Source organism: Streptomyces sp. NPDC044571, from assembly GCF_040647115.1.
Taxonomy (GTDB): domain Bacteria; phylum Actinomycetota; class Actinomycetes; order Streptomycetales; family Streptomycetaceae; genus Streptomyces.
This window is the reverse complement of the sequence record NZ_JBEZBN010000072.1, coordinates 1-26,920: the sequence shown is the minus strand read 5'-3', so window position 1 is coordinate 26,920 and position 26,920 is coordinate 1. Positions and strand designations below refer to the sequence as shown.

General features: G+C 71.3%; 26 protein-coding genes and 1 riboswitch. Of the genes, 13 read left to right on the top strand and 13 right to left on the bottom strand.

From position 1 onward, the window contains the following. Nucleotides 1–199 precede the first annotated feature (199 nt). Nucleotides 200–841: a DUF4190 domain-containing protein gene (locus tag AB0B01_RS27680; RefSeq protein WP_361724614.1), complete on the bottom strand. Its 642-nt coding sequence runs from the start codon at nt 839–841 to the stop codon at nt 200–202. Between the two features lie 111 nt (nt 842–952). Between AB0B01_RS27680 and AB0B01_RS27675 the strand changes: the two genes are divergently transcribed. From AB0B01_RS27675 to AB0B01_RS27655, 5 genes are all read left to right on the top strand, one after another. Then, nucleotides 953–1,978, top strand: a complete 1,026-nt coding sequence (locus tag AB0B01_RS27675) for an adenosine deaminase (RefSeq protein ID WP_361724611.1) — start codon at nt 953–955, stop codon at nt 1,976–1,978. 20 nt (nt 1,979–1,998) lie between these two features. After that, complete coding sequence (locus AB0B01_RS27670; protein WP_361724608.1) at nt 1,999–2,688, top strand: glycerophosphodiester phosphodiesterase; 690 nt, start codon at nt 1,999–2,001, stop codon at nt 2,686–2,688. Continuing rightward, on the top strand, nt 2,685–3,863 hold the full coding sequence (locus tag AB0B01_RS27665; protein WP_361724605.1) for a histidine kinase: 1,179 nt from the start codon (nt 2,685–2,687) through the stop codon (nt 3,861–3,863). Before AB0B01_RS27670 ends, AB0B01_RS27665 begins: the two co-directional genes overlap by 4 nt. Continuing rightward, nucleotides 3,860–4,561, top strand: coding sequence for a response regulator transcription factor (locus tag AB0B01_RS27660; protein ID WP_361724618.1), 702 nt, complete (start codon nt 3,860–3,862; stop codon nt 4,559–4,561). Before AB0B01_RS27665 ends, AB0B01_RS27660 begins: the two co-directional genes overlap by 4 nt. A 148-nt stretch (nt 4,562–4,709) precedes the next feature. Beyond that, nucleotides 4,710–5,945 (top strand): serine hydrolase domain-containing protein, encoded by a 1,236-nt coding sequence (locus tag AB0B01_RS27655; protein WP_361724602.1) that lies wholly within the window; start codon nt 4,710–4,712, stop codon nt 5,943–5,945. Here the strand turns inward: AB0B01_RS27655 and AB0B01_RS27650 are convergent. From AB0B01_RS27650 to AB0B01_RS27640, 3 genes are all read right to left on the bottom strand, one after another. Further along, complete coding sequence (locus AB0B01_RS27650; protein WP_361724599.1) at nt 5,914–6,381, bottom strand: hypothetical protein; 468 nt, start codon at nt 6,379–6,381, stop codon at nt 5,914–5,916. The two genes, AB0B01_RS27655 and AB0B01_RS27650, sit on opposite strands and share 32 nt — an antisense overlap. A 76-nt stretch (nt 6,382–6,457) precedes the next feature. Beyond that, the gene (locus AB0B01_RS27645; RefSeq protein ID WP_361724596.1) at nt 6,458–7,639 is read right to left on the bottom strand and encodes a spermidine/putrescine ABC transporter substrate-binding protein; all 1,182 of its coding nucleotides are present in this window, start codon (nt 7,637–7,639) and stop codon (nt 6,458–6,460) included. Between the two features lie 104 nt (nt 7,640–7,743). After that, a complete protein-coding gene (locus AB0B01_RS27640; RefSeq protein ID WP_361724593.1) occupies nt 7,744–9,183 on the bottom strand; it encodes a gamma-aminobutyraldehyde dehydrogenase in 1,440 nt (479 codons plus the stop codon). 169 nt (nt 9,184–9,352) lie between these two features. On the opposite strand from AB0B01_RS27640, the gene AB0B01_RS27635 reads away from it, so the two are divergent. The 7 genes from AB0B01_RS27635 (at nt 9,353) to AB0B01_RS27605 (ending at nt 16,354) form a co-directional block, all read left to right on the top strand. After that, nucleotides 9,353–9,856, top strand: coding sequence for an Lrp/AsnC family transcriptional regulator (locus AB0B01_RS27635; RefSeq protein ID WP_030298396.1), 504 nt, complete (start codon nt 9,353–9,355; stop codon nt 9,854–9,856). Between the two features lie 3 nt (nt 9,857–9,859). Further along, nucleotides 9,860–11,221 carry an aspartate aminotransferase family protein gene (locus AB0B01_RS27630; protein ID WP_361724590.1) on the top strand — a complete coding sequence of 454 codons (1,362 nt, stop codon included), beginning with the start codon at nt 9,860–9,862 and terminating at the stop codon, nt 11,219–11,221. A gap of 158 nt (nt 11,222–11,379) precedes the next feature. Continuing rightward, nucleotides 11,380–12,186 (top strand): ATP-binding cassette domain-containing protein, encoded by an 807-nt coding sequence (locus AB0B01_RS27625; protein ID WP_361724587.1) that lies wholly within the window; start codon nt 11,380–11,382, stop codon nt 12,184–12,186. Beyond that, nucleotides 12,168–13,241 carry a hypothetical protein gene (locus AB0B01_RS27620; RefSeq protein WP_361724584.1) on the top strand — a complete coding sequence of 358 codons (1,074 nt, stop codon included), beginning with the start codon at nt 12,168–12,170 and terminating at the stop codon, nt 13,239–13,241. The genes AB0B01_RS27625 and AB0B01_RS27620 overlap by 19 nt, the downstream gene beginning before the upstream one ends. Before the next feature lie 26 nt (nt 13,242–13,267). Beyond that, the gene (locus AB0B01_RS27615; protein WP_361724581.1) at nt 13,268–14,359 is read left to right on the top strand and encodes an LOG family protein; all 1,092 of its coding nucleotides are present in this window, start codon (nt 13,268–13,270) and stop codon (nt 14,357–14,359) included. 99 nt (nt 14,360–14,458) lie between these two features. Beyond that, entirely contained in the window at nt 14,459–15,367 is a 909-nt protein-coding gene (locus tag AB0B01_RS27610) for a hypothetical protein (RefSeq protein WP_361724578.1), read from the top strand. Between the two features lie 69 nt (nt 15,368–15,436). Next, nucleotides 15,437–16,354, top strand: a complete 918-nt coding sequence (locus AB0B01_RS27605; protein ID WP_361724575.1) for a DMT family transporter — start codon at nt 15,437–15,439, stop codon at nt 16,352–16,354. Here the strand turns inward: AB0B01_RS27605 and AB0B01_RS27600 are convergent. From AB0B01_RS27600 to rpsB, 9 genes are all read right to left on the bottom strand, one after another. After that, the gene (locus AB0B01_RS27600) at nt 16,317–17,342 is read right to left on the bottom strand and encodes an ABC transporter ATP-binding protein (protein ID WP_361724572.1); all 1,026 of its coding nucleotides are present in this window, start codon (nt 17,340–17,342) and stop codon (nt 16,317–16,319) included. The two genes, AB0B01_RS27605 and AB0B01_RS27600, sit on opposite strands and share 38 nt — an antisense overlap. Further along, nucleotides 17,342–18,958: an iron ABC transporter permease gene (locus AB0B01_RS27595; protein ID WP_361724569.1), complete on the bottom strand. Its 1,617-nt coding sequence runs from the start codon at nt 18,956–18,958 to the stop codon at nt 17,342–17,344. Before AB0B01_RS27595 ends, AB0B01_RS27600 begins: the two co-directional genes overlap by 1 nt. A 59-nt stretch (nt 18,959–19,017) precedes the next feature. Beyond that, entirely contained in the window at nt 19,018–20,121 is a 1,104-nt protein-coding gene (locus AB0B01_RS27590; RefSeq protein WP_361724566.1) for a thiamine ABC transporter substrate-binding protein, read from the bottom strand. Nucleotides 20,122–20,205: 84 nt separating this feature from the next. Further along, nucleotides 20,206–20,315, bottom strand: a riboswitch (TPP riboswitch). Between the two features lie 87 nt (nt 20,316–20,402). Then, complete coding sequence (gene rlmN / locus AB0B01_RS27585) at nt 20,403–21,515, bottom strand: 23S rRNA (adenine(2503)-C(2))-methyltransferase RlmN (protein ID WP_356847750.1); 1,113 nt, start codon at nt 21,513–21,515, stop codon at nt 20,403–20,405. Between the two features lie 76 nt (nt 21,516–21,591). Further along, entirely contained in the window at nt 21,592–22,665 is a 1,074-nt protein-coding gene (locus tag AB0B01_RS27580) for a phosphatidate cytidylyltransferase (protein ID WP_361724563.1), read from the bottom strand. Beyond that, nucleotides 22,665–23,222: a ribosome recycling factor gene (gene frr / locus AB0B01_RS27575; protein ID WP_356847852.1), complete on the bottom strand. Its 558-nt coding sequence runs from the start codon at nt 23,220–23,222 to the stop codon at nt 22,665–22,667. Before frr ends, AB0B01_RS27580 begins: the two co-directional genes overlap by 1 nt. An 85-nt stretch (nt 23,223–23,307) precedes the next feature. Then, nucleotides 23,308–24,087, bottom strand: a complete 780-nt coding sequence (gene pyrH, locus AB0B01_RS27570; RefSeq protein WP_030162523.1) for a UMP kinase — start codon at nt 24,085–24,087, stop codon at nt 23,308–23,310. Between the two features lie 163 nt (nt 24,088–24,250). Beyond that, complete coding sequence (tsf, locus tag AB0B01_RS27565; protein ID WP_356847748.1) at nt 24,251–25,087, bottom strand: translation elongation factor Ts; 837 nt, start codon at nt 25,085–25,087, stop codon at nt 24,251–24,253. 135 nt (nt 25,088–25,222) lie between these two features. After that, complete coding sequence (gene rpsB, locus AB0B01_RS27560) at nt 25,223–26,116, bottom strand: 30S ribosomal protein S2 (RefSeq protein ID WP_361724559.1); 894 nt, start codon at nt 26,114–26,116, stop codon at nt 25,223–25,225. A 251-nt stretch (nt 26,117–26,367) separates the two neighbouring features. Here rpsB and AB0B01_RS27555 point away from each other — a divergent pair, with 251 nt between their 5' ends. Further along, nucleotides 26,368–26,829 carry a M23 family metallopeptidase gene (locus AB0B01_RS27555; protein WP_361724556.1) on the top strand — a complete coding sequence of 154 codons (462 nt, stop codon included), beginning with the start codon at nt 26,368–26,370 and terminating at the stop codon, nt 26,827–26,829. The last annotated feature ends 91 nt before the right edge of the window (nt 26,830–26,920 follow it).

Sequence of the window (26,920 nt, the reverse complement as noted above, 5' to 3'; positions counted from 1 at the left end):
CCACAAAAAACCAACCACCCCCCCACCCCTCTCACCCCATCTCCTGAGGCCCGCGTGGCCCCGGCGGCGGGCAGCGACTTAGACCGGGGGCGCCGCCCCGGCCCGCCCGCCCGGGTGCCTCCGGCCGCGGGCGGGTGGGAAGACCCCGACCCGGCGCGGCGCGCAGGGCGGCAGTACGCGGGGCCGGGGCGCCGTGGGCTCAGATCCGCTCGCGGACCCTGGAGTTCCCGTACGGGCTGTCGTGGTCGGAACCGCTTCCCGAGGAGTCACTGAGCAGGACACCGGCGATCACGAGCACGATCATCAGGATGCTGACGAAGATGCCGACCGCGCCGAGGATGATGCCGGCCAGGGCCATGCCCTCGTTGTCGGCTTCGCCGCGCCGGGCCTTGCCGCGGCCCAAGACGCCGAAGATGACCGCCGGGACGCCGAACAGGAGACCCAGGTAGCAGGTGACCACGCCGATGATGCCGAGGACGAGGGCGGTGATCCCGAACCCGTTGCTCTTCTGCTGCGGGTAGGGATAGCCCGGGTATCCCGGATAGCCCGGATACCCGCCGTAGCCCTGCGGGGCCGGCGGCGGCCCCGGATACGCGTAGCCCGCGGGGTCCGGCTGGGCCGGGTATCCGTACGCGGGCGGCTGCTGCGCCGAAGCCGGCGCGGATATCGGCGCGGGCGCGGGTATCGCCCCGGGCGGCATTTCGGCGCCGGGCATCCCCGCGATCGTGGCCTGGTCGTGCACGCTCGGCGGGCCCGGGGCGGCCTGCGGCCTCCCCGGCTGCGCCGCCGGCCGCTCCGGCGGCGCCCACGGATCCCTCGCCTCGGGGCTCTGGTCGGTCATGCGGCTCCCCCTTCTCGTACGGCCATGCTATGCGCTGCCTGGGACAACCCCGGGGCTGCCTACGATGAAGCCCGATCTGTCCGCACCCCGCGCCCTTCCGGAGGCTTCCCCATGTCCGACCTGACCCCCTTCATCGCGGGGCTGCCCAAGGCGGAACTCCACGTCCACCACGTCGGCTCGGCCTCCCCGCGCATCGTGGCCGAACTGGCCGCCCGCCACCCCGACTCGAAGGTCCCCACCGACCCCGAGGCGCTCGCGGACTACTTCACCTTCACGGACTTCGCGCACTTCATCGAGGTGTACCTGTCCGTCGTGGACCTGGTCCGCACCCCCGACGACGTCCGCACGCTCACCTTCGAAGTCGCCCGCGACATGGCCCGGCAGAACATCCGCTACGCCGAGCTGACCATCACCCCCTACTCGTCCACCCGTCGCGGCATCGACGAGAACGCCTTCATGGAGGCCATCGAGGACGCCCGCAAGGCCGCCGAGGCCGAGCTCGGCGTCATCCTGCGCTGGTGCTTCGACATCCCTGGCGAGGCAGGACTGGAAGCCGCCGCCGAAACCGCCCGCCTCGCCGTGGACCTGCGTCCCGACGGCCTGGTCTCCTTCGGCCTCGGCGGCCCCGAGATCGGGGTCCCGCGGCCGCAGTTCAAGCCGTACTTCGACGCCGCCCGGGCCGCGGGCCTGCACAGCGTGCCGCACGCCGGCGAGACCACCGGCCCGGAGACGATCTGGGACGCCGTCCGCGAGCTCGGCGCAGAGCGCATCGGCCACGGCACGAGTGCCGTCCAGGACCCCGCTCTCCTCGCGTACCTCGCCGAGCACCGCATCGCGCTGGAGGTCTGCCCCACCTCGAACATCGCCACCCGCGCGGTGACCGACCTGGACCGACACCCCGTCAAGGAGATGGTGCGGGCGGGCGTGCTCGTCACCATCAACAGCGACGACCCGCCGATGTTCGGCTCCGACCTCAACAACGAGTACGCGGTCGCCGCCCGGCTCCTCGACCTCGACGAGCGCGGCCTCGCGCAGCTGGCGAAGAACGCGGTCGAAGCCTCCTTCCTGGACGAGGCCGGAAAGGCCAGGATCAAGGAGGAGATCGACACGTACACCGCTGCCTGGTCGGCGCGCTGACGCCTGCGCAGAATGGGGCCATGCGCACCCTGACTGCCGTCGCCCACCGCGGTGATCCCTACCGTGTCCGCGAGAACACCCTGAACTCGATCCGCTCGGCCTTCGCCCGCGGAGCGGACGCGGTCGAGATCGACGTACGGCTGACCCGCGACGGCGAGGCCGTGCTCCTCCACGACGACACGCTCCAGCGGCTGTGGGGCCATGACGTGCGCCTCGACGCCGTCACGGCCCCGCAGCTCAAGGAGTTGACGCAGGGTGGGGTCCCGACCCTGCGCGAGGCCCTGGCGGTGGCCGGCGAGGGGCGGGTGCTGATCGACCTGCCGGGCGCGACGTACGAGTCCGTGCGGACGGTCGTCGGGCAGGTCCGCGAGTGCGGGGCCCGCGAGCGCACGTACTACTGTGCGGGCCCGGTCAGCATGCTGGCCGTACGCGCCGCCGATCCGGGTGCGGAGATCGCGCTGACCTGGACCACGCTGTCCCCGCCGCGCCGGGTGCTGATCGACGCGGTGGCTCCGCGGTGGCTCAACTACCGCTTCGGGCTGGTCAGCCGGGAGTTGACGGACGCGCTCCACCGGGACGGCCTGCTGGTGTCGGCCTGGACGGCGGACACGAAGCGGTCGATGCGCACGGTCATCGAGGCCGGGGCGGACTCCGTGACCACGAACCGCATCGACGCGCTGTCCGCCGTACGGGCCGAGCTCGGCCGGTGATACGCACCCTCGGGGAGCGGATCCGGCGCGCCGATCCGCGCTGGCAGGACCTGGGGCTGACGCTGCTGGTGCAGGGCGCGACGACGATCCCGTTCGTCGTGCCGCGCGATCCGCGCGAGTCCCCGGCCACCTGGGCGGCGTACCTGCTGACGACGCTGATGAACGTGCCGCTGGTGTGGCGGCGGCGGGCGCCGGTGGCGGTCGCCTTCGCGGTGATCGCGGCGGGCTCGCTCTACCGGCTGTCCCTGGACGGTCCGGGGCAGCCGCTGCCGTACGCCGCGCTGATCGCCGTCTACACGATCGCGCTGCTGTGCACGGCGCGGGTGCGCCGCGTCATGGCCGGGGTGGTGACCGTGGTGATCTTCGGTTCGGTCGCCCTCCACACCCAGACCGCCAAGGAGCTGCTGTTCGCCCTGTTCGTGTTCGGGGCGGCCGCCGTGCTCGCGCGGCTGCAGGCCACGCGGCTGGCGTACACGGCGGCGGTGGAGGACCGGGCGGCCCAGCTGGAGCGGGCGAACCGGATCGAGGCGGAGCAGGCCGCGGCGCGCGAACGGGCCAGGATCGCCCGGGAGATGCACGATGTCCTCTCGCACGCGGTCAGCATCATGATCGTGCAGGCGGAGGCCGGTCCGGTGGCGGTTCGGCGGGTCCCCGAGCGGGCGGAGGCCGCCTTCGACGCGATCGCCGAGACCGGGCGGGACGCGATGGCGCAGTTGCGCACGATGCTGGGGGTGCTGCGCACCGAGGAGGCGGCGGCCCCGCGCGCCCCGCAGCCCGGCATCGCGGAGCTGCCGGGACTGCTGGAGCGGGTCCGGGGCAGCGGACTGGAGGTGGCGTACGAGCGGACGGGGGCGGTGCGCGGGCTGCCGGCGGCGCTGGAGGCGACGGTGCACCGGGTGGTGCAGGAGGCGCTGACGAACGTGGTGAAGCACGCCCGGGCATCGCGGGTATCCGTGCGACTGGAGTACCGGCCGCGGGAGTTGAGGGTGGCGGTGGCGGACGACGGGCGGGGAGGCCCGGGTGCCGGAGGGCTCTGCGGCGGGCACGGTCTGATCGGGATCCGGGAGCGGGCGGCGGCGCACGGCGGCAGGGCGGTCTGCGGTCCGGGGCCGGGCGGGCGCGGCTTCCAGGTGGAGCTCTCGCTTGTAACCTCGCCGGAGGAGGTGGGGTGTTGACGATCCGTGTGGTGGTGGCGGACGACCAGGAGCTGGTGCGCAGCGGGTTCGCGATGATCCTGGACGCGCAGGACGACATCGAGGTCGTCGCGGAGGCGGGCGACGGCGCCGCGGCGGTGGCGGCGGTGCGGGAGCTGGCTCCGGACGTGGCGCTGCTGGACATCCGGATGCCGGTGCTGGACGGGATCGAGGCGTGCCGGACGATCACGGCGGGGACCACGTGCCGGACGGTGATGCTGACGACCTTCGACTCGGACGCGTACGTGTACGAGGCGCTGCACGCAGGGGCGAGCGGGTTCCTGCTGAAGGACGTGCGGCGGGACGATCTGGTCCATGCGGTACGGGTGGTGGCGGCGGGCGATTCGCTGCTGGCGCCTTCGGTGGCCCGGCGGCTGATCGAGGAGTACACGGCGGCGACGGCGCGGCCGGCCGCGGCGGCGGGGCTGTCGGCGCAGCGGCTGGAGGTGCTGACGGCCCGGGAGCGGGAGACGCTGCTGCATCTGGGGCGGGGGCTGTCGAACGCGGAGATCGCGGCGGCGCTGGTGGTCAGCGAGCACACGGTGAAGTCGCACGTGGGGAACGTGCTGGCGAAGCTGGGGCTGCGGGACCGGGTCCAGGCGGTCATCTGCGCGTACGAGACGGGCCTGATAGCGGCGGGGACGGTGGGTGGCCCGGAGGTATCTCCCTCTGGGGAGTGAGGTGGGGGCGGTCGGATCCCTCGCACCGGTGAGTTGTCGTACCGGTGAAGATCCCTCTCGCTGGTGATCCGCGCCTGGGGCTGTGACCTGCAGCATTGAGTCATCGGGGGCCGCAGGGGCTCCGGATGGCCCACAGGGGGATCCCGTCATGAAGGTCAGGATGCGCACGCTGATCGCCACCGCTCTGGTACTGGGAGTCGCGGCCGGCCCGGCCGTCGCCCGTGCCGCGCCGGCGTCCGCCGCGCCGCCCGTCCCGGTGTCCGCCGGGGCCGCGCAGCCGGTGTTCCGGTCTCCGCCGGACGCGGCCGCGCTGCGGAAGGCGCTAGCCGGCGCCGGAGCGGGCAGCGAGGACGCCACGGCGGCGCTGGTCCGGGTGGGGGGTACGAGCGGGAGTTGGCAGGGCAGTTCCGGGGTCGCCGACATCCGCACGGGACGGGCGGCGTCGGCACAGGCCCGGTTCCGGGCGGGTTCGGTGACCAAGACGTTCACGGCGGCGGTGGTCCTCCAGTTGGCCGCCGAGGGGAAGGTCGACCTCGACCAGCCGGTGCAGCGGTACCTGCCGGGGCTGCTGCCGCCGGGCCCGGGCGGCTTCGAGCCCGTCTCCGTCCGGCAGTTGCTGAACTACACGAGCGGGATCCGGCCGGCCGACGGCCCGGGGGACTCGTTCGAGGCGCAGTACGCCCACCGCTTCGACATGGTCGACCCGCACGCGCTGATCGCCGATGCAGTGGCCAAGGGGCCGGAGTTCCGGCCGGGCGAGAAGCAGCACTACCTCAACATCGACTACACGGTCCTGGGCGTGCTGATCGAGAAGCTGACGGGGACCACGTACGAGAAGGCCGTGTCCGCCCGGATCCTCGAACCGCTGGGCCTGCACCACACCTCGTTCCCGTCCCCGGCGCAGAACCGCATACCGGGCCCGTACAACCACGGCTACCAGGCGGTGGGACAGTCCGGCGGCCCCACCTCGCTGGTCGATGTCACCGAGTGGAATTCCTGGTCCAACTGGGCCGCGGGGGACCTGATATCGACCACGGCGGATCTGGAGAAGTTCACCGTGGCGCTGTTCTCGGGCCGGCTGGTGCCGAAGGCGCAGCTGGAGGAGATGTTCACGGTGCCTGCGGTGAAGGACTTCGAGAGCGGGGAGGACGCGGCGCAGACGGCGGGTCTGAAGCGGCTCGTGCTGCCCGACGGCACGGTGACGTACGGCAAGACGGGCTCGCGTTACGGCTACAGCACGGTGATCGGCGGGACGCGCGACCTCTCCCGCACGCTGGTCTACTCGGTGAACTCCACGGATGCCAAGGGCCAGGAGATGAACAAGGTGGCGTTCGACATCGTGATGGCCGCATTCACGAAACAGGCATGGCCTCAAGGCGCTTGATCATGCGGCGCAGGACCAGCAGGGGGAGGATTCCGAACACGCCGAACGACATGTCGATCAGGCTCCAGCCGAAGGGGATGCCGCGGATCGGGCCGCAGATCAGGGCCAGCGGGATCACCCCGACGCAGGCGATCATGCCGGCATCGACGATCCAGATGTTGCGGACGGGGTCGCGGTGGACTCCGTAGAAGAACACCGCGATCACGAGGTGGGCGAAGGCGAGCCAGTCGGTTCCGTAGAGGAGGAAGGGGTAGTCCGCATCGGCCTGGTCGAGGCCGGCTCCCACGCGCCGCAGCCACTCGTTCGACAGCAGGGAGTTGGCCCAGTGCAGCTCACTGACGAGAGGGAAGGCCGTGAGCCCGCTGAGGGCCAGGCAGACGGTGAACAGGACCAGCCAGACACGGATCCGCCGTTCGAGGGCGCTTCTCTCGCTCATGGAAGGAGACTACGCCGGTTTCTGAACGCGTTCAGCCAAAATCCTGAACATGTTCAGATCCGTGGCGTGGCGGTGGTCACACCCCGACGAGGGCGTTCCAGCGCGCGGCGAGGGAGCGGCGTTCGGCCGAGGAGATGTCCCGGGCCACCGCGAGGCGTCTGCGCATCTCCTCGTCGGGGAAGATCAGGGGGTTCTCGGCCAGTTCGGCGGTCTCCCTGTCGGCGGAGGCGGCCAGGACCTCGCGGGCGGCCGGCACCGGGCAGACGTAGTTGACGGAGGCGGCGAGCTCCGCGGCCACGTCCGGGGCGTAGTAGTGGTCGATCAGGGCCTCGGCATTGGCCTTGTGCCGGGCGAGGTTGGGGACGAGCAGACTCTCCGCCCACAGCTCGCCGCCCTCCTCGGGAACGACGAACTCGATGTCGGGGTTGTCGGCCTGGAGCTGGACGGCGTCGCCGGAGTAGGCCTGGCAGGCCAGTACGTCACCCTTGCTCAGATCGGAGGTGTAGTCGTTGCCGGTGAAGCGGCGGATGTGCTTCTTCTTCACCATGCGCTCCACCTGGTCGCACATCCGGTGGAAGTCGGACTCGGTCCACCGGGTGACGTCCACGCCGTTGCCCTGCATCAGCAGGGCGAAGGACTCGTCGAGACCGGAGAACAGCGTGACCTTGCCGGCCAGGTCCGGATGCCACAGGTCGCCCACCGACTTGAGCTCCCGGCCCAGGGCCTTGCGGTTGTAGGCGATCCCGGTGATCCCGGACTGCCAGGGCACGGTGTGCACACGGCCCTCGTCGAAGGCGGGCGCGCGCAGCTGCGGGTCGAGGTGCTCGGCCACGTTCGGCTGCGCCGCACGGTCCATCTTCTGCGCCCAGCCCAGGTGGACGAAGCGGGCGGCCATCCAGTCGCTGACCACCACCAGGTCGCGGCCGGTGTCCTGGTGGTTCATCAGCGCCGGGCTGACCTTGCCGAAGAACTCGTCGTTGTCGTTGATCTCCTCGGTGTACCGGACCTCGATCCCGGTGCGCTCCGTGAAGGCGGCCAGCGTCGGGCGGCGCTGCTCGTCCTCCTCGTCGGTGTCGATGTAGAGCGGCCAGTTGGAGAAGGAGACGCTCCGCTCCCGGTCGGAGCGGTCCTGCCCTCCCCGCCGACCCTCGGGGACGTAGGCGGCGGGCACACCGCAGCCGGTGAGGGATGCGGCCGTCAGGCCCGCGACAGCGAGGCCGCGCAGCACCGCGCGGCGGGAAAAGGCGAGTTCAGGCATGGGGAGAGCCTCGGGTACACACGAAGGGACGGGCAATGGACACAGTGTCCACTGCCCGCCCCTTCAAGATCCTCGGGTGCCCGGTGCGGCCGCCCGGAGGGGGATCAGCCGTCGAGCGAGGTCATCACGTGCTTGATGCGGGTGTAGTCCTCGAAGCCGTAGGCGGAGAGGTCCTTGCCGTAACCGGACTTCTTGAAACCGCCGTGGGGCATCTCGGCGACGAGCGGAATGTGGGTGTTGATCCACACGCAGCCGAAGTCGAGGTTCTTGGACATGCGCATCGCGCGGCCGTGGTCCTTGGTCCACACGGAGGAGGCGAGGGCGAACTCGACGCCGTTCGCGTACTCCAGGGCCTGGGCCTCGTCGGCGAAGGACTGGACGGTGATGACGGGGCCGAAGACCTCGTTCTGGATGATCTCGTCGTCCTGCTTCAGGCCGGAGACCACGGTCGGGGCGTAGAAGTAGCCCTTCTCGCCGACCTGGTGGCCGCCCGCCTCGACCTTGGCGTGCGCGGGGAGGCGCTCGATGAAGCCCGCGACCTGCTTGAGCTGGTTCGGGTTGTTCAGCGGGCCGTACAGCACGTCCTCGTCGTCCGGCTGGCCCGTCTTGGTGTCCGCGGCGGCCTTGGCGAGCGCGGAGACGAACTCGTCGTGGATGGACTCGTGCACGAGCACGCGGGTCGCGGCGGTGCAGTCCTGGCCGGCGTTGAAGTAGCCCGCGACCGCGATGTCCTCGACGGCCTTGGCGATGTCGGCGTCCTCGAAGACCACGACGGGGGCCTTTCCGCCGAGCTCCAGGTGGACGCGCTTGACGTCCTTCGAGGCGCTCTCGGCGACCTGCATGCCCGCGCGCACGGAGCCCGTGATGGAGGCCATAGCCGGGGTGCGGTGCTCGACCATGGCCTTGCCGGTCTCGCGGTCACCGCAGATGACGTTGAAGACGCCCTTGGGCAGGATCGAGTCGATGATCTCCGCCATCAGGACGGTGGAGGCCGGGGTGGTGTCCGAGGGCTTGAGCACCACGGTGTTGCCCGCGGCGATGGCGGGGGCGAACTTCCACACGGCCATCATCATCGGGTAGTTCCACGGCGCCACCTGGGCGCATACGCCGACCGGCTCACGGCGGATGATCGAGGTCATCCCGTCCATGTACTCGCCGGCCGAGCGGCCCTCCAGGAGGCGGGCCGCACCCGCGAAGAAGCGGATCTGGTCCACCATCGGGGGCAGCTCCTCGCTGGCCGTCAGACCCAGCGGCTTGCCCGTGTTCTCCGACTCGGCGGCCACGAGCTCGTCCGCGCGCGCCTCGAAGGCGTCCGCGATCTTCAGCAGGGCCTTCTGCCGCTCGGCCGGGATGGTGTCGCGCCAGCCCGGGAAGGCCGCCGCTGCCGCCGCCATGGCGGCATCGACGTCTGCCTGGCCGGAGAGCGGGGCGGTGGCGTACACCTCGCCGGTGGCGGGGTTGACCACCTCGGTGGTCCGCCCGTCGGCGGCGTCCTTGAACTCTCCGCCGATGTAGTTGCGCAGACGACGCAGTTCGGTGGTCACTACAGCCACACTCCTGATCACATGTCCAACGATTGAGACGAATCCCAAGCCTAGCCTCTCGGCGGACGCTTTCGACAGGGCCAGACGCCACCAACTACGAAATCAGTGAGATCCACATGCACAGACAACGGATTTCATCGATTTCGTCTTGCGGAACAGACGACTCCTCGTGCACAGTGAAGTCGTGGTCAGTCGAAGCGCAGATTCCAGGAACAGACAACCGTCCCCTTCGGTCGATGCTGTGTCCCTGGCGATCATCGAGCAACTGCAGGAGGACGGGCGCCGTCCCTACGCGGCGATCGGCAAGGCCGTGGGCCTGTCGGAAGCAGCAGTGCGCCAGCGCGTGCAGAAGCTGCTCGACCAGGGCGTCATGCAGATCGTCGCCGTCACCGACCCGCTCACCGTGGGCCTGCGACGCCAGGCCATGGTCGGCATCAACGTCGAGGGAGACCTCGATCCGGTGGCCGACGCACTGACCCAGATGGCCGAATGCGAGTACGTGGTCATGACCGCGGGCTCGTTCGACCTGATGGTGGAGATCGTCTGCGAGGACGACGACCACCTGCTGGAGACGATCAACAAGAAGATCCGCGCGCTCCCCGGCGTGCGATCCACCGAAAGCTTCGTTTACCTGAAGCTGAAGAAGCAGACCTACATGTGGGGAACTCGATAGCCCGTGAGCCAGGACCTCTCCAAGACCGCGTACGACCACCTGTGGATGCACTTCACCCGCATGTCGTCGTACGAGAACTCCCCCGTCCCCACCATCGTGCGGGGCGAGGGCACCTACATCTTCGACGACAAGGGCAAGCGCTACCTGGACGGTCTCGCCGGACTGTTCGTGGTCAACGCAGGTCACGGCCGTAAGGAACTGGCCGAGGTCGCCTACAAGCAGGCCCAGGAGCTCGCGTTCTTCCCCGTGTGGTCGTACGCGCACCCCAAGGCCGTCGAGCTGGCCGAGCGCCTCGCCGACTACGCCCCCGGTGACCTGAACAAGGTCTTCTTCACCACCGGCGGCGGCGAGGCCGTGGAGACCGCGTGGAAGCTCGCCAAGCAGTACTTCAAGCTGCAGGGCAAGCACACCAAGTACAAGGTCATCTCGCGTGCGGTCGCTTACCACGGCACCCCGCAGGGCGCCCTGTCCATCACCGGCCTGCCGGCCCTGAAGGCCCCCTTCGAGCCGCTGGTCCCCGGCGCGCGCAAGGTGCCGAACACCAACATCTACCGCGCCCCGATCCACGGCGACGACCCCGAGGCCTTCGGCCGCTGGTGCGCCGACCAGATCGAGCAGCAGATCCTCTTCGAGGGCGCCGACACTGTCGCCGCCGTCTTCCTGGAGCCGGTGCAGAACGCCGGAGGCTGCTTCCCGCCGCCGCCCGGGTACTTCCAGCGGGTCCGCGAGATCTGCGACGAGTACGACGTGCTCCTCGTCTCCGACGAGACGATCTGCGCCTTCGGCCGCCTCGGCACGATGTTCGCCTGTGACAAGTTCGGCTACGTCCCGGACATGATCACCTGCGCCAAGGGCATGACCTCGGGCTACTCCCCGATCGGTGCCTGCATCGTCTCGGACCGCATCGCCGAGCCGTTCTACAAGGGCGACAACACCTTCCTGCACGGCTACACCTTCGGCGGACACCCGGTGTCCTCCGCGGTGGCGATCGCCAACCTCGACATCTTCGACAAGGAAGGCCTCAACCAGCACGTGCTGGACAACGAGGACGCCTTCTTCAAGACGCTGCAGAAGCTGCACGACCTGCCGATCGTCGGCGACGTCCGCGGCAACGGCTTCTTCTACGGCATCGAGCTCGTCAAGGACAAGGTCACCAAGGAGTCCTTCACGGACGAGGAGACCGAGCGCGTGCTCTACGGCTTCCTGTCCAAGGCGCTCTTCGACAACGGCCTGTACTGCCGGGCCGACGACCGAGGTGACCCGGTCATCCAGCTGGCCCCGCCGCTGATCGCGGACCAGGGCACCTTCGACGAGATCGAAGGCATCCTGCGCTCGGTGCTCACCGAGGCGTGGACCAAGCTCTAAAGCGCCCGCCCACACGGCCCGGATCCTCCGTTCAGGTGAGAACGAGGGGTCCGGGCCGCGTGCCGTCCGCTTCCGGGACGTTTGTCTCTTTACATCTCAGTGCGGCCCCAGTGACTTCAGCGGGCTCCGCTTCGTTCCCCCGGACGGAGGTGTACGCCATGGTGGCTCCACCGGACAACGCCCCACCGGACAACGACGTCCTCTGGGCACGGTCCGTTCACTACTCCCACAGGGGGTCCCCCCGGACGAAGTCTGGGGGAGGTTCTCCGGGCCTCATCGGGGTCTCGGTCGGCGTCCGCCAGGGCGAGATCCTGGCCTTGACCGGTCCGCGCGGCAGCGGGAAGACGACCTTGCTGCGGTGTCTGACCGGGCAGCTGGTACCCGAGCAGGGCGAGGTCTGGTTCAACAGCGTGCCCGTCCACACCATGGGGGCCCTGGCCCGCGAACGGCTGCGCCGCGACCGCTTCGGGTGGATCGGCCCCGAGCCCCGGCTGCTGCCGGAGCTCACCGTGTGGGAGAACGCCGCCCTGCCCCTGCTGCTCACCGGGGCCTCGCACCGCACCGCCAAACGCGCGGCCTGCGCCTGGCTGGACCGCCTGGACATCAGTGGTCTGGCCCGCAGGCGCCCCGGCGCGCTCACCCGCGCCGAGTCGCAGCGGGTCGCCCTCGCCCGGGCCCTGGTCAACGAGCCGGCGGTGGTCTTCGCCGACGAGCCGACCGCCCCGCTGCACCGGGCCGAGCGCGCCCTGCTGCTGCGGACGCTCACCACCGCGGCCCGCTCCCACGACATCACCGTCCTGCTGGCCACCCACGACGAGGAGACCGCGGCCGTCGCCGACCGCCGCATCGCCCTCCTCGACGGCCGCTCCGCGGGGACCGCGGCCGCCGTCAGCGCCCTCACGGGCCTCGGCGGCCCGCCCGACGACACCCCGGAGGGCCAGGCCGCGTGCTCGCTCTCCGCCTAGCCCGCGGCTCCCGCCCGCTCGTCCAGCTGCGCAGGCTGCTGGTGGCGGGCGCCTGCGCCGGTGCCGGCTTCCTGCTGCTGTACGTGCTCGCCGAAGCCGTGGACCGCCCCGCCGGATCGTTCCCGCGGCTGGTGTGGGCCCTGGTGCCGCTCGCCGTCACCGTGCAGTTCGCGGTCGCCGTCGCCAAGGCCGACCCGGCCACGCGGCCCCGGGAGGGCATGGACGCCGTCGGACTGGGACCCGTACGGCTCACCCTCGTCGCGGCCGTCTCCACCGCCGTCTCCGGGACGCTCGGCAGCGCCCTGGCCCTGGCCGTCTTCCTGCACCTGCGGGGCGAGCTCGCCGGGCTCCCCTTCGACGGGGCCGGAGCCCGGCTGCTGCACGCCGGGCAGCCGCTGCCCCTGGCCGGTGCCCTCACCCTGCTGGCCCTGGTCCCCCTGACCACTGCGGCCGCCACCGTCCTGTCCCTGCGCCCGCGCACCCCGCAGCCCCCGCAGAGCGGGCTGCCGTGGGGCATCGCCCTCACCGCCAGCGGGCTCGCCGTCGAGGCGTACGCGGGCCCGGGGGGCCTCGGCATGGCGGCCGGCTGGGCGCTGACCGCCGTCGGGCTCGCCTTCGCCGGACCCGGTCTGACCTACGCCTGCGGGACCGCCCTCCAGGCCGTCCGCCCGGGGGCGCTGCGGCTGCTGGCCGGGCGGGCCCTCCAGGAGGAGGCGTCCCGGATCGGCCGTCCCCTCGGGGTGCTGTGCGCGGTGGGGTCGGGCGCCCTCACCGCCTCGGCCCTGCGCGCCGCGGGCGACGGCCCCGCCCCGCTCGGTCCGCTGACCGGGGCCGCCGCGGCGCTGGTGGTGCTGTGCGCGGCTGCGACTCTCCTCACAGCGGCGGTGGACGTGCGCCAGTCCCGGGCCGCCACCCGCGCGGCCCTCCTCGACCTGGGGACGGCAGGCGGACTCCTGCGTACGGCGGCCGTGTTGCGGGCGTCGGCGCTGCTGGCCGTGTGCGTGCCGTTCAGCTGGGGTGTGGCGGAGCTGACGTCGCTGGCGCTGACCCGCTGACCCGGCCAGCCCTTAGGGTGGGCCGAATGGTCAACGCAGACATCGAGATCGAGACGCTCGCCGAATTCGACCAGGTCGTGGCCCGCGGCTCGCTCAGCGGCTTCCGGATCCAGTCGGTCAACCTGCTGGAGCGCACCTTCGCCCTGCTGTCGGCCGACACCTCCGCCGCCGTCTTCCTGGGCTGCGCGATGGAGCCCGACGCCGCGGTGAAGGTGCGTGCGGACGGCGCCCTCGTCTTTCCGCCGGTCCCGGACCTGCCGTTCAACCCGTACCGGGGACTGCTCTACACGGCCGACGAGCTGTTCGCGGGGCTCTCCGCCGGCTACGAGGCCACCTCGGACGCCCAGACGTACGCCTGGTTCCAGGAGACCAAGGCGGACGGCGACGTCTTCTCCTCGATGCTGCGCTCGGTGCACGACGACGCCATCTCCGACGCCCTCGACGAGCACCTCGCCGGCATCCGGGTCGTCGGTGTCATGGGCGGCCACGCCATGGCGCGCGGCGGCGCCGACTACCGGGGCGCGGCGGAGCTGGGCCGGGCGCTGTCCCGCTCCGGGCTCACGGTGGCCACCGGCGGCGGCCCGGGCGCGATGGAGGCGGCCAACCTCGGCGCCTACCTGGCCCCCGCCCCGGACGACGCCCTGCCCGAGGCACTGGAGCTGCTGTCCAAGGCGCCCTCCTTCGCGCCCTCCGTCTCCGACTGGGCGCGGGCGGCGTTCGCCGTACGCGAGCGCTGGCCAGCGGGCGGCGACTCGGTGGGGATCCCGACCTGGTTCTACGGGCACGAGCCGCCGAACGCCTTCGCGGGCCACATCGCCAAGTACTTCGCGAACGCCACCCGGGAGGACGGGCTGCTCGCCCGGTCCACGGCGGGCGTGGTCTTCCTGCCGGGCGCGGCCGGCACCGTGCAGGAGATCTTCGACAACGCGACGCCGAACTACTACGCCTCGCGCGGCGAGCCGACCCCGATGGTGCTGGTCGGACGGACGCACTGGACCGAGCTCCTGCCCGCCTGGCCCCTGCTCCGGGCCCTGGCGCGCGGCCGTGCGATGGAGTCGCGGATCGCGCTGGTCGACTCGGTGGACGAGGTCCCGGCGGCGCTCGCCGCCATGGGCTGACGCGCCTGCGGGCAATACGCCGGCGTCTCCAGGCAACGTCCGGCGTGGTTCTCGCGTCTGGCAGAGGTAACGCACTACCAGACGTGAACGGAGCCCCCGGTGCTCATAGGCCTGCTGACCGCTGTCGCGGCGTCCATCTGCTACGGCACGGGATCCGTCCTGCAAGCCGTGGGCTCGCGCAGGGCCGCCCGGGGGACCCCGGCCGACGCCGGGACGACCGCGCACGGCGGCCCGAACCTGTCCTCCACCGCGAAGGCCGCACTGACCTGGGAGTTCATCGTCGGCACCGTCTTGGACTTCGTGGGCTTCGGGCTGGGCGCCCTGGCGGCCCGGCTGCTGCCGCTGTTCCTCTCCCAGACGGTGATCAGCGCCAACCTGGTGATCACGGCCGTGCTCAGCGTCAGGATGCTGGGCATCCGGCTCACCCGCAAGGAGTGGGCCTCGATCGGGACGGTGTGCGCGGCGCTGGTGCTGCTGGCGACGGCGGCGGGCCACGAGGGCGGCCACCACGCCCCCGCGGCCACGCACTGGTGGCTGTTCGCCGTGACCCTGCTGATCATCGCGGGCGGCACGGTGGCCGTACGGCTGCTGGGCGGCCGGGCCGCCATCCTGGCGGGTCTGCTGTCGGGCCTGGCCTTCGGCGCACTGGGCGTCGGGGTCCGGATCCTGGACGGCATCGACCCCTTCGACCTCGGCACCCTGCTCGCGGACCCGGCCCTCTACGCCATCCTGCTGGCCGGTGTCGGCGGCATGTACCTGCACACGGTGGCCCTGCAGATCGGCTCGGTGAACGGGGCGACGGCCGCACTGGTCGTCGGCGAGACCGTCCTGCCGGGTGCGATCGGCGTCCTCTGGTTGGGCGACGCCTCCCGGCCGGGCCTCGCCTGGCTGGCCGTACTCGGCTTCGTCCTCGCCGTGGCCGGGGCCGTCGCCGTGGCCTGGTACGGGAACCACGAAGCCCCCGAGGCCGAGGCCGCCCCGGCGCCCGAGCCGGTGTCCGTCCGCTAGCCCCCTCACCGTTTTCCGGCCGGCGGGCACCGCGCGGCGGGCCCCCGCGGGGCCGCCTACGGTGGGGGCATGGACCCCCGCCGCGACCGGGTGGCGACGGTCTGCTTCGTGGCGGGCTCCGTGCTCGCCGGGGGCAACGCCGTCGGCATCCGGCTCTGCGTCCGCGAGCTCGACGCCCTGTGGAGCGCCGCCCTGCGGTTCGGCGCGGCGGCCCTGCTGCTGGCCCTGGTCATGACCGCGCGGCGCCTCCCGTGGCCGCGCGGCAGGGCACTGGCCGGGGCGGTGCTCTTCGGGCTGCTGAACTTCGGCCTCACCTTCGCGCTGACCTACTACGCCCTGGAGGACATCCACGCGGGGCTGGGCCAGACGGTGCTCGCCCTGGTGCCGCTGGTCACCCTGCTGCTCTCCGTGCTGCAGGGGCAGGAACGGCTGCGCGCGGTGGCACTCCTCGGCACGCTGTGCGCCGTCGCCGGGGTCGCGGTGATCTCCCGGGCTCCGCTTCAGGGCTCGGCTCCGCCGTCCGCGTTCCTGGCCCTGCTCGGCGCCGTGCTGTGCTTCGCCCAGGCGGCCGTCCTGGTGGAGCGGCTCCCGAAGGTCCATCCGGTGGCGATGAACGCCGTCGGAATGGCGGCGGGCGCCGTCGCCCTGTTCGCGGGCTCCCGCCTCGCGGGCGACCGCTGGGTGCTGCCGGAGCGGGCCACCACCTGGTGGTCGCTGGCGTATCTGGTGGTGGCGGGCTCGATCCTGGTCTTCGTGAGCTACCTGCTGGTGATCCAGCGCTGGGGCGCGTCACGGGCCGCGTACGCCTTCGTGGTGGTCCCGGTCGTCACGATCGTGGCCTCGGCCTGGCTGGACGACGAACCGCTCACGCCCACACTGCTGCTGGGAACCCCGCTGATCCTCGCCGGGGTCTACCTGGGAGCCCTGCGCCGCCGACCCGCCCCCGCGGCTACGGCGGCGGGAGGACGACCACCTCGGACGGGGTGAAGGACACCGCCACCCGCTCACCCACCGCCGGAGCGCCGTCCAGCCCGCACTCGGCCTCCAGCTCCGGGCCCGACTCCGGCCGCAGCCGCAGCGCGACGTGGGTGCCGCGGAAGGTACGGGACAGCACCTCGCAGGGCAGGCCGTCACCGACGAGGACGACCCCGGCCGGGCGGACCAGCAGTCGCCGCTCCCCCTCGGGGGCTCCCGCCGGAACCGGGACCTTGCCCCAGGCGGTATCCGCGGCGCCGCCCGACACCGTCGCCGGGACCACGTTCTCGAAGCCCAGGAACCGGGCCACGAACTCCGAAGCCGGCCGCTGCCAGACCTCCAGCGGGGTCCCCGCCTGGGCGATCCGCCCGTCCCGCATCACCACCACCCGGTCGGCCAGGGCGAACGCCTCCCCCTGGTCGTGCGTGACGGCCAGCACCGTGGTCCCCAGCCGGGAGAAGAGCTCCCGCAGCTCCACCACCAGCCGCTCGCGCAGCCCCCGGTCCAGCTGCCCCAGCGGTTCGTCCAGCATCAGCAGCCGCGGCGAGGGGGCCAGCGCCCGCGCCAGGGCGACCCGCTGCTGCTCACCGCCCGACAGCGAGGACACCGACCGGCGCTGGGCTCCGGGCAGGCCGACCAGCTCCAGCAGCTCGGCGACCCGGTCCCCGTACGCGGCGGCGCGTGCCGAGCCCCGCATCCGCAGGCCGAACGCCACGTTCCCGGCGACGTCGCGGTGGGGGAACAACTGGTGGTCCTGGAACATGAGCCCCACCCCGCGCCGGTGCACCGGCACCCGCTCCTGGTCCGCTCCGCCGAGCAGGACCCGACCGGCCGATACCGGCTGGAGCCCGGCGACGACCCGCAGCAGCGTGGACTTGCCGCTGCCGCTCGGCCCCAGCACGCACACGGTCTCGTGCTCGGCGACCCGGAGGTCCACGGAGTCGACGACGGCGCGCTCGCCGAAGCGGACCGTGACCCCGGCCAGTTCGAGCAACGTCATCAGAACTCCCCTGCGGTCGAGGTCTTGTCGGGTCGCAGCCGCTCCAGCACCAGCAGCGACACCGCACACACCAGCATCAGAATCGTGCTCAGGGCCATCGCCTGCCCGTAGTTCAGCTCACCGGCGCGCCCCAGCAGCCGTGCCACGGCCACCGGCAGGGTCGGACGGTCCGGCCGGGCGATGAACACGGTCGCCCCGAACTCCCCCAGCGAGACCGCGAAGGCGAACCCGGCCGCGATCAGCAGCGCCCGCCGCACCAGCGGCAGGTCCACCTCCCGCCAGGCCCGCAGCGGAGACGCCCCGAGCACGGCGGCGGCCTCGCGCAGCCGCACGTCCACGGCTCGCAGCACGGGCAGCATGGTCCGTACGACGAACGGCACCCCCACCAGCGCCTGCGCGAGCGGCACCAGGATCCACGAGGTCCGCAGATCGAGCGGCGGCTCGTCCAAGGTGATCAGGAACCCGAAGCCCACCGTCACCGCGGACACCCCGAGGGGCAGCATCAGCAGCGCGTCGAACCCGCGCACGAACCGGCCTCCGCGCCGGGTGAGCGCCGCCGCCGCGAGCCCCCCGATCAGCACGGCGATGGCGGTGGCGGCCAGCGCGTACTGGAGGGAGTTCCCGATCGCCTCCAACGGCGGGACGAGGAAGGTGCCGCCGCTCGCGTCCTGCAGCGCCCGGTAGAAGCCCGTCCCGTACCCGCCGGGCGCGTCGAAGGACCGCTCGACCAGCACGCCCAGCGGCAGCACGATCAGCAGCGCCACCGTCGCCAGCACCGCGCCCAGCAGCGCCCGCTGCGCCAGGCCGCGGGGGCGGTGCGCGGTCCGCGCCGGGTCCACCATCCGCAGGGCCGTCTCCCGTCTGCGCACGGTCCAGGCGTGCACGGCGAGGACGGCCCCGACCGCAGCGAACTGCACCATCGTCAGGACGGCGGCCGTGGGCAGGTCCAGCAGCTGCGCCGTCTGCCGGTAGACCTCCACCTCCAGCGTGGAGTACGAGGGGCCGCCCAGGATCTGCACGACGCCGAAGGAGGTGAAGGTGAACAGGAAGACCATGAGCGCGGCGGCGGCCACGGCGGGCCCCAGCGCGGGCAGCGTCACCTGCCGCCAGGCCGTGAACCGGCCGGCGCCCAGCACCCGGGCGGCCTCCTCCTGGCGCGGGTCGAGCTGCGCCCACAGCCCGCCCACCGTCCGGACGACGACGGCGTAGTTGAAGAAGACGTGGGCGAGCAGGATCGCCCAGACCGTGGTGTCCAGCCGGACGCCCCACAGTTCGTCCAGCAGCCCGCCCCGCCCGACCAGCGCCAGGAAGGCCGTGCCGACGACCACGGTCGGCAGCACGAACGGGACGGTGACCAGCGCCCGCAGCAGCTGTTTGCCGGGGAACTCGAAGCGTGCGAAGACGTACGCGCCGGGGAGCGCGACCAGCAGCGTGAGGGCCGTGGACGCGAGCGCCTGCCAGGTGGTGAACCAGAGCACGTCGGCGATGTCGGGCCGGGCCAGCACCTCGCCGATCCGGCCGAGCTGCCAGCCCTCGTCGGTCTTGACCCCGCGGCCGACGATCGCGACCACGGGATAGGCGAAGAACAGGCCGAAGAAGACGAGGGGCACGGCCATCAGGGCGAGTCTGACGGCCGTACCGCGTACGCCCTCCTGTGCAGGAGCGCTCTCGCGTCCTACTTCACGACCAGCGAGGACCATGTCCTGACCCACTGCTCACGGTTCTTGGCGATGGTGTCCGGAGCGACGTTCTCCGGCTTCTCGACCACCACGCCGTGCTTCGTGAACAGCTCCGGCAGCTTCGCGTCCTTGACCACCGGGTTCACGAACATCTGGAGCGGCATGTCCTCCTGGAACTTCTTGCCGACGAGGAAGTCGATGAGCGCCTTGCCGCCCTCCTCGTTCTTCGCTCCCTTCAGCAGGCCGGCGAACTCGACCTGGCGGAAGCAGGTGCCGGTCGCCACGCCCGTCGGGGCCTCGGCCGGCTGCGGGTCGGAGTAGAGGACCTCGACCGGCGGGCTGGAGGCGTAGGAGACGACCAGCGGGCGGTCGCCCTTGGCCTTCTTGCCGCCCGCGGAGCCCGAGAAGCGCTCGTTGTAGGCCTGCTCCCAGCCGTCGACGACCTCGACGCCGTTGGCCTTGAGCTTGCTCCAGTAGTCCTTCCAGCCGTCTTCGCCGTACTTGCCGACGGAGGCGAGCAGGAAGCCGAGCCCGGGCGAGGAGGTCGCCGCGTTCTCGGTGACCAGCAGGTTCTTGTACTCCGGCTTGACCAGGTCGTCCAGCGTCTGCGGCGGGGCGATCTTCTTGTCGGCGAAGTACGCCTTGTCGTAGTTGACGCAGATGTCGCCGGAGTCCACCGGGGTGACCCGGTGCTCCTTGTCGAGCATGTACTCCGGCTTGACCTCGCCCAGGCCCTTGGCCTCGTACGGGGTGAAGATGCCGTTGTCGAGCGCCCGCGAGAGCAGCGTGTTGTCGACGCCGAAGAAGACGTCGCCGCGCGGGGAGCCCTTGGTCAGGATCTCCTGGTTGAGCGCGGCGCCCGCGTCCCCCGACTTCAGGACCTTCACGGTGTAGCCGCTCTGCTGCTCGAACTCCTTGAGGACCGCTTCGGTCACGTTGAAGGAGTCGTGCGAGACGAGGGTGACGGTCTTGGACTTCGGCGCGCTGCTCGTGCCGCCGGCCGCCGGCTTGTCCTTCGCGTCGCTGCCGCAGGCGCTGAGCGCCGTGACGCCGAGCGCGGCCGCGAGCACGGTGCCCGCGATCTTCCTGGTGGTGCTCACTGGTGTATTCCTCCTGGGATGACCAGGAGAAGACGCGGCCCTGCCCGGCGCTCTGTCGAGCGCACGCCGGGCAGGGCGCAACAGCTTGAGTGATGACCGAACTTCCTACCCCGAATGACCGGGGCGAGGTTCAGAGGGTCTGCGGATGACGGTTACCGCACTCTCAGCGCTGTGGCGCTCCCCTGTCGGAATATGCAATTGGTTCGGCCACAGGGTACCCCGTGGCCGATTCCGGCCGACCGGAGCCGGAACCCAGGGCTCCGGTCAGCGCTCCGGTCCGGTCAGCGCTCCGAGGCCGCGAGCTGGCCGCAGGCGCCGTCGATCTCCTGACCGCGGGTGTCACGTACGGTCACCGGCACGCCGTGGCGGGCGATGGCCTCCACGAAGGCCTTCTCGTCCTCGGGACGCGAGGCCGTCCACTTCGAGCCGGGCGTCGGGTTCAGCGGGATCAGGTTGACGTGGACGCGCTTGCCCTTGAGCAGCCGGCCGAGCAGGTCTCCCCGCCAGGCCTGGTCGTTGATGTCGCGGATGAGGGCGTACTCGATCGAGATCCGGCGGCCCGACTTCTCGGCGTACTCCCAGGCGGCGTCGAGGACCTCGCGGACCTTCCAGCGGGTGTTCACGGGGACGAGGGTGTCGCGGAGCTCGTCGTCCGGGGCGTGCAGCGAGACCGCGAGGCGGCACTTGAAGCCCTCGTCGGCGAACCGCAGCATCGCCGGGACCAGGCCCACGGTGGAGACGGTGATGCCGCGCTGCGACAGGCCCAGGCCGTCGGGCTCGGGGTCGGTCAGGCGGCGGATGGCGCCGACGACCCGCTTGTAGTTGGCCAGCGGCTCGCCCATGCCCATGAAGACGATGTTCGACAGCCGGGCCGGGCCACCGGGGACCTCCCCGTCGCGCAGCGCGCGCATGCCGTCGACGATCTGGTGGACGATCTCCGCGGTGGAGAGGTTGCGGTCCAGGCCGGCCTGGCCGGTGGCGCAGAACGGGCAGTTCATACCGCAGCCGGCCTGCGAGGAGATGCACATGGTGACCCGGTCGGGGTAGCGCATCAGCACCGACTCGACGAGCGTGCCGTCGTGCAGCTTCCACAGGGTCTTGCGGGTGGTGTCGTCGTCGCACGAGATGTGCCGCACCACGTTCATCAGCTCGGGCAGCAGCTCCTGCTGGAGCTTCTCGCGGGAACCAGCGGGGATGTCCGTCCACTGCGCCGGGTCGTGCGCGTAGCGGGCGAAGTAGTGCTGCGAGAGCTGCTTGGCCCGGAACGGCTTCTCACCGATCGCGGCGACCGCCTCGCGCCGCTCCTCGGGGGTGAGGTCGGCGAGATGCCGGGGCGGCTTCTTGGCTCCACGGGGGGCGACGAAGGTGAGCTCTCCCGGGACGGGGCGGGCCATGGCAGGTACTCCTCGTAAGACGAAAGGCGCGCCGCAGAAGCAGCGCGCCTTTCAAGGGTAACCGCCCCGCCGGGGTTCAGCCGGTGCCGACGAAGGCCGCCAGCAGCAGCCACACCACCGGGGCGGTCGGCAGCAGGGAGTCGAGCCGGTCCATGATGCCTCCGTGACCCGGCAGCAGGGTGCCCATGTCCTTGATGCCCAGGTCCCGCTTGATCATCGACTCGCCGAGGTCGCCGAGCGTGGCGCTCACCGCGACGGCGAGCCCCAGCAGCAGGCCCTGCCACCAGGCGCCGCCGTCGATCAGGAACTCCATGCACAGGGCGCCGGCCGCCATCGCGAAGGTCACAGCGCCGAACAGACCCTCGCGGGTCTTCCCGGGGCTGATGCGCGGCGCGAGCTTGGTCTTGCCGAAGCGCCAGCCCACCGCGTAGGCCCCGGTGTCGCTGACCACGGTCAGCAGCAGGAAGGTGATCACCCGCTGCGGGCCGTCGTCCGCGGTGAGGAGCATCGCGACGAAGGTGGCCAGGAACGGCACGTAGAACGCCGCGAAGACGCCCGCCGTGACGTCCTTGAGGTAGTCCTCCGGCGGCTCCGTCATCCGCCAGACCAGGACCGCCAGCGCGGTCAGGGCCATGGCCACCCAGGCGCCCTCGGCCCCGCGGACGTATCCGGCGATGACCATGGCGGCGCCGCCGATCGCCAGCGGGACGAGCGGCGCCTTGATGCCCTTCCTCTCCTGGAGCCGGGAGGTGAGCTCCCACAGGCCCACGACGACCGCCACGACGATGACGCCGACGAAGACGGCCTTGACGACGAACAGCGAAGCGGCGATCACCGCGCCGAGGCCGACGCCGACCCCTATGGCGGCACGCAGATCCCGCCCCGCCCGCTTCTTCGGCGGCGGGGAGTCACTGTGCGGTGCCTGCGAAGGCGGAGGCGGGGGGCTGGGCATGGGCTCCTGCGGCGGCATCTCGGCGCGGAACGGGGGGCCGCCGTCGGCGGCGGCCCCCCGGTCGCGTGCTTCCCGGTCGTCGAAGTCACGGCCGGCGGCATCGGGAACGATGGGCATGGGCCGAGTGTGGGGGCCCACCAGCGCATCGTATGCGGGACCCGCCGGAACCGGCTCCGTGGCCCAGGGAGAGTCGTTCATCAGACTTCGAGGAGCTCGGCTTCCTTGTGCTTGAGCAGCTCGTCCACCTGCGCGACGTACTTCGCGGTGGTGTCGTCGAGCTCCTTCTCCGCGCGGCGCACCTCGTCCTCGCCGGACTCCTTGTCCTTGACGAGCTTGTCGAGGGCGTCCTTCGCCTTGCGGCGGATGGAGCGGATCGAGACCTTGGAGTCCTCGGCCTTGGTCCGCGCGACCTTGATGTACTCCTTGCGGCGGTCCTGCGTCAGCTCGGGGAAGGTCACCCGGATGATGTTGCCGTCGTTGCTGGGGTTGACCCCCAGGTCGGAGTCGCGGATGGCCTGCTCGATGTTGCGCAGGGCGCTCTTGTCGAACGGGGTCACCACGGCCATGCGCGGCTCGGGCACCGAGAAGGACGCGAGCTGGTTGATGGGGGTGATGGCGCCGTAGTAGTCCGCCACGATCTTGTTGAACATCGCCGGGTGCGCACGACCGGTGCGGATCGCGGCGAAGTCTTCCTTGGCGACGACGACGGCCTTCTCCATCTTCTCCTCGGCCTCGAGGAGGATTTCTTCGATCACCACGTGCTCCTGCATGTCTTGAATGGATGGTTCAGGCGGGCGGGGCGAGCCCGGCCGCGTAGGGCCGGGCCCGGCGGCGGACTGCTCAGGCCCGGGTTCCCTGGTCGCTGACGAGCGTGCCGATCTTCTCACCCTTGACGGCGCGGGCGATATTGCCCTCGGCGAGCAGTTCGAAGACGAGGATCGGCAGCTTGTTGTCACGGCACAGCGTGATCGCGGTGGCGTCGGCGACCTTGAGGTCGCGGGAGAGCACCTCGCTGTACTCCAGCGCGTCGAACTTCACCGCGTCGGGGTTCTTCTTGGGGTCGGAGTCGTAGACGCCGTCGACGCCGTTCTTGCCCATGAGCAGGGCCTCGGCGTCGATCTCCAAGGCGCGCTGGGCGGCCGTGGTGTCGGTGGAGAAGTACGGCATGCCCATACCGGCGCCGAAGATGACGACGCGGCCCTTCTCCAGGTGGCGCACGGCGCGCAGCGGGATGTACGGCTCCGCGACCTGGCCCATGGTGATGGCCGTCTGCACACGGGAGTCGATGCCTTCCTTCTCCAGGAAGTCCTGGAGGGCGAGGCAGTTCATGACGGTGCCGAGCATGCCCATGTAGTCGGACCGGGCGCGGTCCATGCCGCGCTGCTGGAGTTCGGCGCCGCGGAAGAAGTTGCCGCCGCCGATCACGACGGCGATCTCCGCGCCGTCGCGGACCACCGCGGCGATCTCGCGGGCGATGGCATGGACGACGTCGGGGTCGACGCCCAGTCCTCCGCCGCCGGAGAAGGCCTCGCCGGACAGCTTCAGCATGAAGCGGCGGCCCTTCTTGTCGTGGTCGCTCTTGTCGTCGGAAGCGGTGTGGGGGTCCACGCCCTGATTCATGGAGATCTCCTCGTGCACATACGAAGAAGGCCATTGCCGGTGGGTCCTCGCGGTTCCCTCTGCGGCAATGGCCTCCTCGTCAGATCTGCGGTCGTTCCGCGCGCACGCGGACGACTGCTTCAGACCCTACCGGGGTCCGGTGTCCGTCGTTGTACGGACGGACTCAGATGCCGACCTTGATGCGCGAGAAGCGCTTCAGGGTGACACCGGCCTCGTCCAGGACCTTCTGGACGGACTTCTTGTTGTCCAGGGCGTACGGCTGGCCGAGGAGGGTGGCCTCCTTGAAGAAGCCGTTGACGCGACCCTCGACGATCTTGGCGATGGCAGCCTCGGGCTTGCCCTCCGCGCGGGTGACCTCTTCGGCGATGCGGCGCTCGGACTCGACCTTCTCGGCCGGGACGTCCTCGGCGGAGAGCCACTGCGGGGCGAACGCGGCGATGTGCTGCGCGACGCCGCGGGCGACCTCGGCGTTCTCCTTGTCGAGCTCGACCAGGACACCGATCTGGAACGGCAGGTCGGGCATGGTGCGGTGCATGTACGCCGTGACGTAACCGCCGGTGAACTGCGCGAAGCGGTCCAGGACGATCTTCTCGCCGAGGTTGGCGTTCGCCTCGTCGACGAAGGCGGTGACGGTCTTGCCGGGCTCGATCTCGGAGGCGAGCAGCGCCTCGATGTCGGCCGGGGAGGTGGCGGCGACGTGCGCGGCCAGCTGGTTGGCGACGGCCAGGAACTTCTCGCCCTTGGCGACGAAGTCCGTCTCGCACTTCAGCTCGACGATGACACCGGAGGTGTTGTCGTCGGCGATCAGGGAGACGACGGCACCGTTCTCGGCAGAACGGCCCTCGCGCTTGGCGACGCCCTTCTGGCCCTTGATGCGGAGGGCTTCCTGGGCCTTCTCGACGTCACCGTCGGCCTCGACCAGCGCGTTCTTGCAGTCCAGCATGCCGGCGCCGGTGAGCTCGCGGAGCTTCTTGACGTCAGCGGCGGTGTAGTTCGCCATGAGTCTGTGATTCTCTCTCGAAGTCGTAGATCTACGGGTGAACGGCGGAGGAGGCGCGCTCGTGGCGCGGCTCCCCCGCCGTCATCGTCCGTGCTGCGAGTGCCCGGCGCGTGAACGCCGGGCGCTCTCAGTGGGTCAGGCCTGCTCGGCGTCGGCGGCCGGCGCCTCGGCGGCGGGAGCCTCGGCAGCGGGAGCCTCGGCGGGGGCCTCGGCAGCGGCCTCGGCCGGGGCGGCCTCGGCGTCGGCCTTCTTCTCGCCCTCAAGCAGGTCGCGCTCCCACTCGGCGAGCGGCTCGGCGGCGGCCTTCTCGCCCGGCTTCGAGTCACCGGTCGCAGCGCCGGACCGGGCGATGAGGCCCTCGGCGACGGCGTCGGCGATCACGCGGGTGAGCAGGGTGACGGAGCGGATCGCGTCGTCGTTGCCCGGGATCTTGTAGTCGACCTCGTCGGGGTCGCAGTTGGTGTCGAGGATCGCGACGACCGGGATGTGGAGCTTGCGCGCCTCACCGACGGCGATGTGCTCCTTCTTGGTGTCGACGATCCAGACGGCGCTGGGGACCTTCGACATCTCGCGGATACCACCGAGGGTCTTCTCCAGCTTGGCCTTCTCGCGGGAGAGGACCAGGAGCTCCTTCTTGGTGAGACCCGAGGCGGCGACGTCCTCGAAGTCGATCGCCTCAAGCTCCTTCAGACGCTGGAGGCGCTTGTAGACGGTGGAGAAGTTGGTGAGCATGCCACCCAGCCAGCGCTGGTTGACGTACGGCATGCCGACGCGCGTCGCCTGCTCGGCGATGGCCTCCTGGGCCTGCTTCTTCGTACCGACGAACATGATGGAGCCGCCGTGGGCAACGGTCTCCTTGACGAACTCGTAGGCGCGGTCGATGTACGACAGCGACTGGAGCAGGTCGATGATGTAGATGCCGTTGCGCTCGGTGAAGATGAAGCGCTTCATCTTCGGGTTCCAGCGACGGGTCTGGTGACCGAAGTGGACGCCGCTCTCCAGCAGCTCCCGCATCGTTACGACGGCCATGGCCATCTCCTTGGTTTTCTCGGTTCTGGTTCCTGACGCCCCGACGCGCCCTGCCCCCGAAAGGGGACCGAGAGGCGCTCGCACCCTGCCTGAGCGGCTGGTGCTGGGGCGTGCGAAGTCGACCCGGTGACCCGGATCGCCACAAGAAGTGTACGGGACCGGGCGGTATGCCAGGTGACGCCGTTGTCCACACCCGGCCTTCCGTCCACAGCCCCGGGCCCCGCCGCGCGGTGCGCGGGATCCTTCGGACCATGACGACTCTGCTGCTCACGCTGCTGCTGACCCTGGCACAGGCGCTCGCGCCGGGGGCCCGCCCGCTGCCGCCCCCACTGGTGGTGGCCCGCTGGTGGGACCCGCCGCCGACCCCGTACGCGGCGGGCCACCGCGGGGTGGATCTGGCCGCCCCGGTGGGGGCGGAGCTCCGCGCCGTGGGCCCGGGCCGGGTCCACTACGCGGGGCTGGTCGCCGGGCGCGGGGTGCTGTCTCTGACCCTCCCGGGCGGCCTGCGCACGACGTACGAACCGATCCGGCCGCTCGTGTCGGAGGGCGAGCAGGTCACGGCGGGCCAGGTCGTGGCCGTACTGACGGAGGGCTCCCACTGCGGGGAGCCGTGCCTGCACTGGGGCCTGCTGTCGGGCGAGGCCTACCTGAACCCGTTGTCCCTCCTGCCCCGCCCGACGCCGAGACTGCTGCCGGCGGCCGGTCGGGGCTAGGCAGTTTCGTTTGGATCAGTTGGTCGTTGGTCCGGGTGTGCCGTTGACTGATGCGCAGTGGGCGCGGATCGAGCCGTTGCTTCCGGACCGG

What these genes read in the sequence shown, in the direction of transcription:
- AB0B01_RS27680 (WP_361724614.1), bottom strand. Translation starts at nt 841, where the DNA reads ATGACCGACCAGAGCCCCGAGGCGAGGGATCCGTGGGCGCCGCCGGAG.
- AB0B01_RS27675 (WP_361724611.1), top strand. Translation starts at nt 953, where the DNA reads ATGTCCGACCTGACCCCCTTCATCGCGGGGCTGCCCAAGGCGGAACTC.
- AB0B01_RS27670 (WP_361724608.1), top strand. Translation starts at nt 1,999, where the DNA reads ATGCGCACCCTGACTGCCGTCGCCCACCGCGGTGATCCCTACCGTGTC.
- AB0B01_RS27655 (WP_361724602.1), top strand. Translation starts at nt 4,710, where the DNA reads ATGAAGGTCAGGATGCGCACGCTGATCGCCACCGCTCTGGTACTGGGA.
- AB0B01_RS27650 (WP_361724599.1), bottom strand. Translation starts at nt 6,381, where the DNA reads ATGAGCGAGAGAAGCGCCCTCGAACGGCGGATCCGTGTCTGGCTGGTC.
- AB0B01_RS27645 (WP_361724596.1), bottom strand. Translation starts at nt 7,639, where the DNA reads ATGCCTGAACTCGCCTTTTCCCGCCGCGCGGTGCTGCGCGGCCTCGCT.
- AB0B01_RS27625 (WP_361724587.1), top strand. Translation starts at nt 11,380, where the DNA reads ATGGTGGCTCCACCGGACAACGCCCCACCGGACAACGACGTCCTCTGG.
- AB0B01_RS27615 (WP_361724581.1), top strand. Translation starts at nt 13,268, where the DNA reads ATGGTCAACGCAGACATCGAGATCGAGACGCTCGCCGAATTCGACCAG.
- AB0B01_RS27605 (WP_361724575.1), top strand. Translation starts at nt 15,437, where the DNA reads ATGGACCCCCGCCGCGACCGGGTGGCGACGGTCTGCTTCGTGGCGGGC.
- AB0B01_RS27600 (WP_361724572.1), bottom strand. Translation starts at nt 17,342, where the DNA reads ATGACGTTGCTCGAACTGGCCGGGGTCACGGTCCGCTTCGGCGAGCGC.
- AB0B01_RS27595 (WP_361724569.1), bottom strand. Translation starts at nt 18,958, where the DNA reads ATGGCCGTGCCCCTCGTCTTCTTCGGCCTGTTCTTCGCCTATCCCGTG.
- rlmN (WP_356847750.1), bottom strand. Translation starts at nt 21,515, where the DNA reads ATGGCCCGCCCCGTCCCGGGAGAGCTCACCTTCGTCGCCCCCCGTGGA.
- AB0B01_RS27580 (WP_361724563.1), bottom strand. Translation starts at nt 22,665, where the DNA reads ATGAACGACTCTCCCTGGGCCACGGAGCCGGTTCCGGCGGGTCCCGCA.
- pyrH (WP_030162523.1), bottom strand. Translation starts at nt 24,087, where the DNA reads ATGAATCAGGGCGTGGACCCCCACACCGCTTCCGACGACAAGAGCGAC.
- tsf (WP_356847748.1), bottom strand. Translation starts at nt 25,087, where the DNA reads ATGGCGAACTACACCGCCGCTGACGTCAAGAAGCTCCGCGAGCTCACC.
- rpsB (WP_361724559.1), bottom strand. Translation starts at nt 26,116, where the DNA reads ATGGCCGTCGTAACGATGCGGGAGCTGCTGGAGAGCGGCGTCCACTTC.
- AB0B01_RS27555 (WP_361724556.1), top strand. Translation starts at nt 26,368, where the DNA reads ATGACGACTCTGCTGCTCACGCTGCTGCTGACCCTGGCACAGGCGCTC.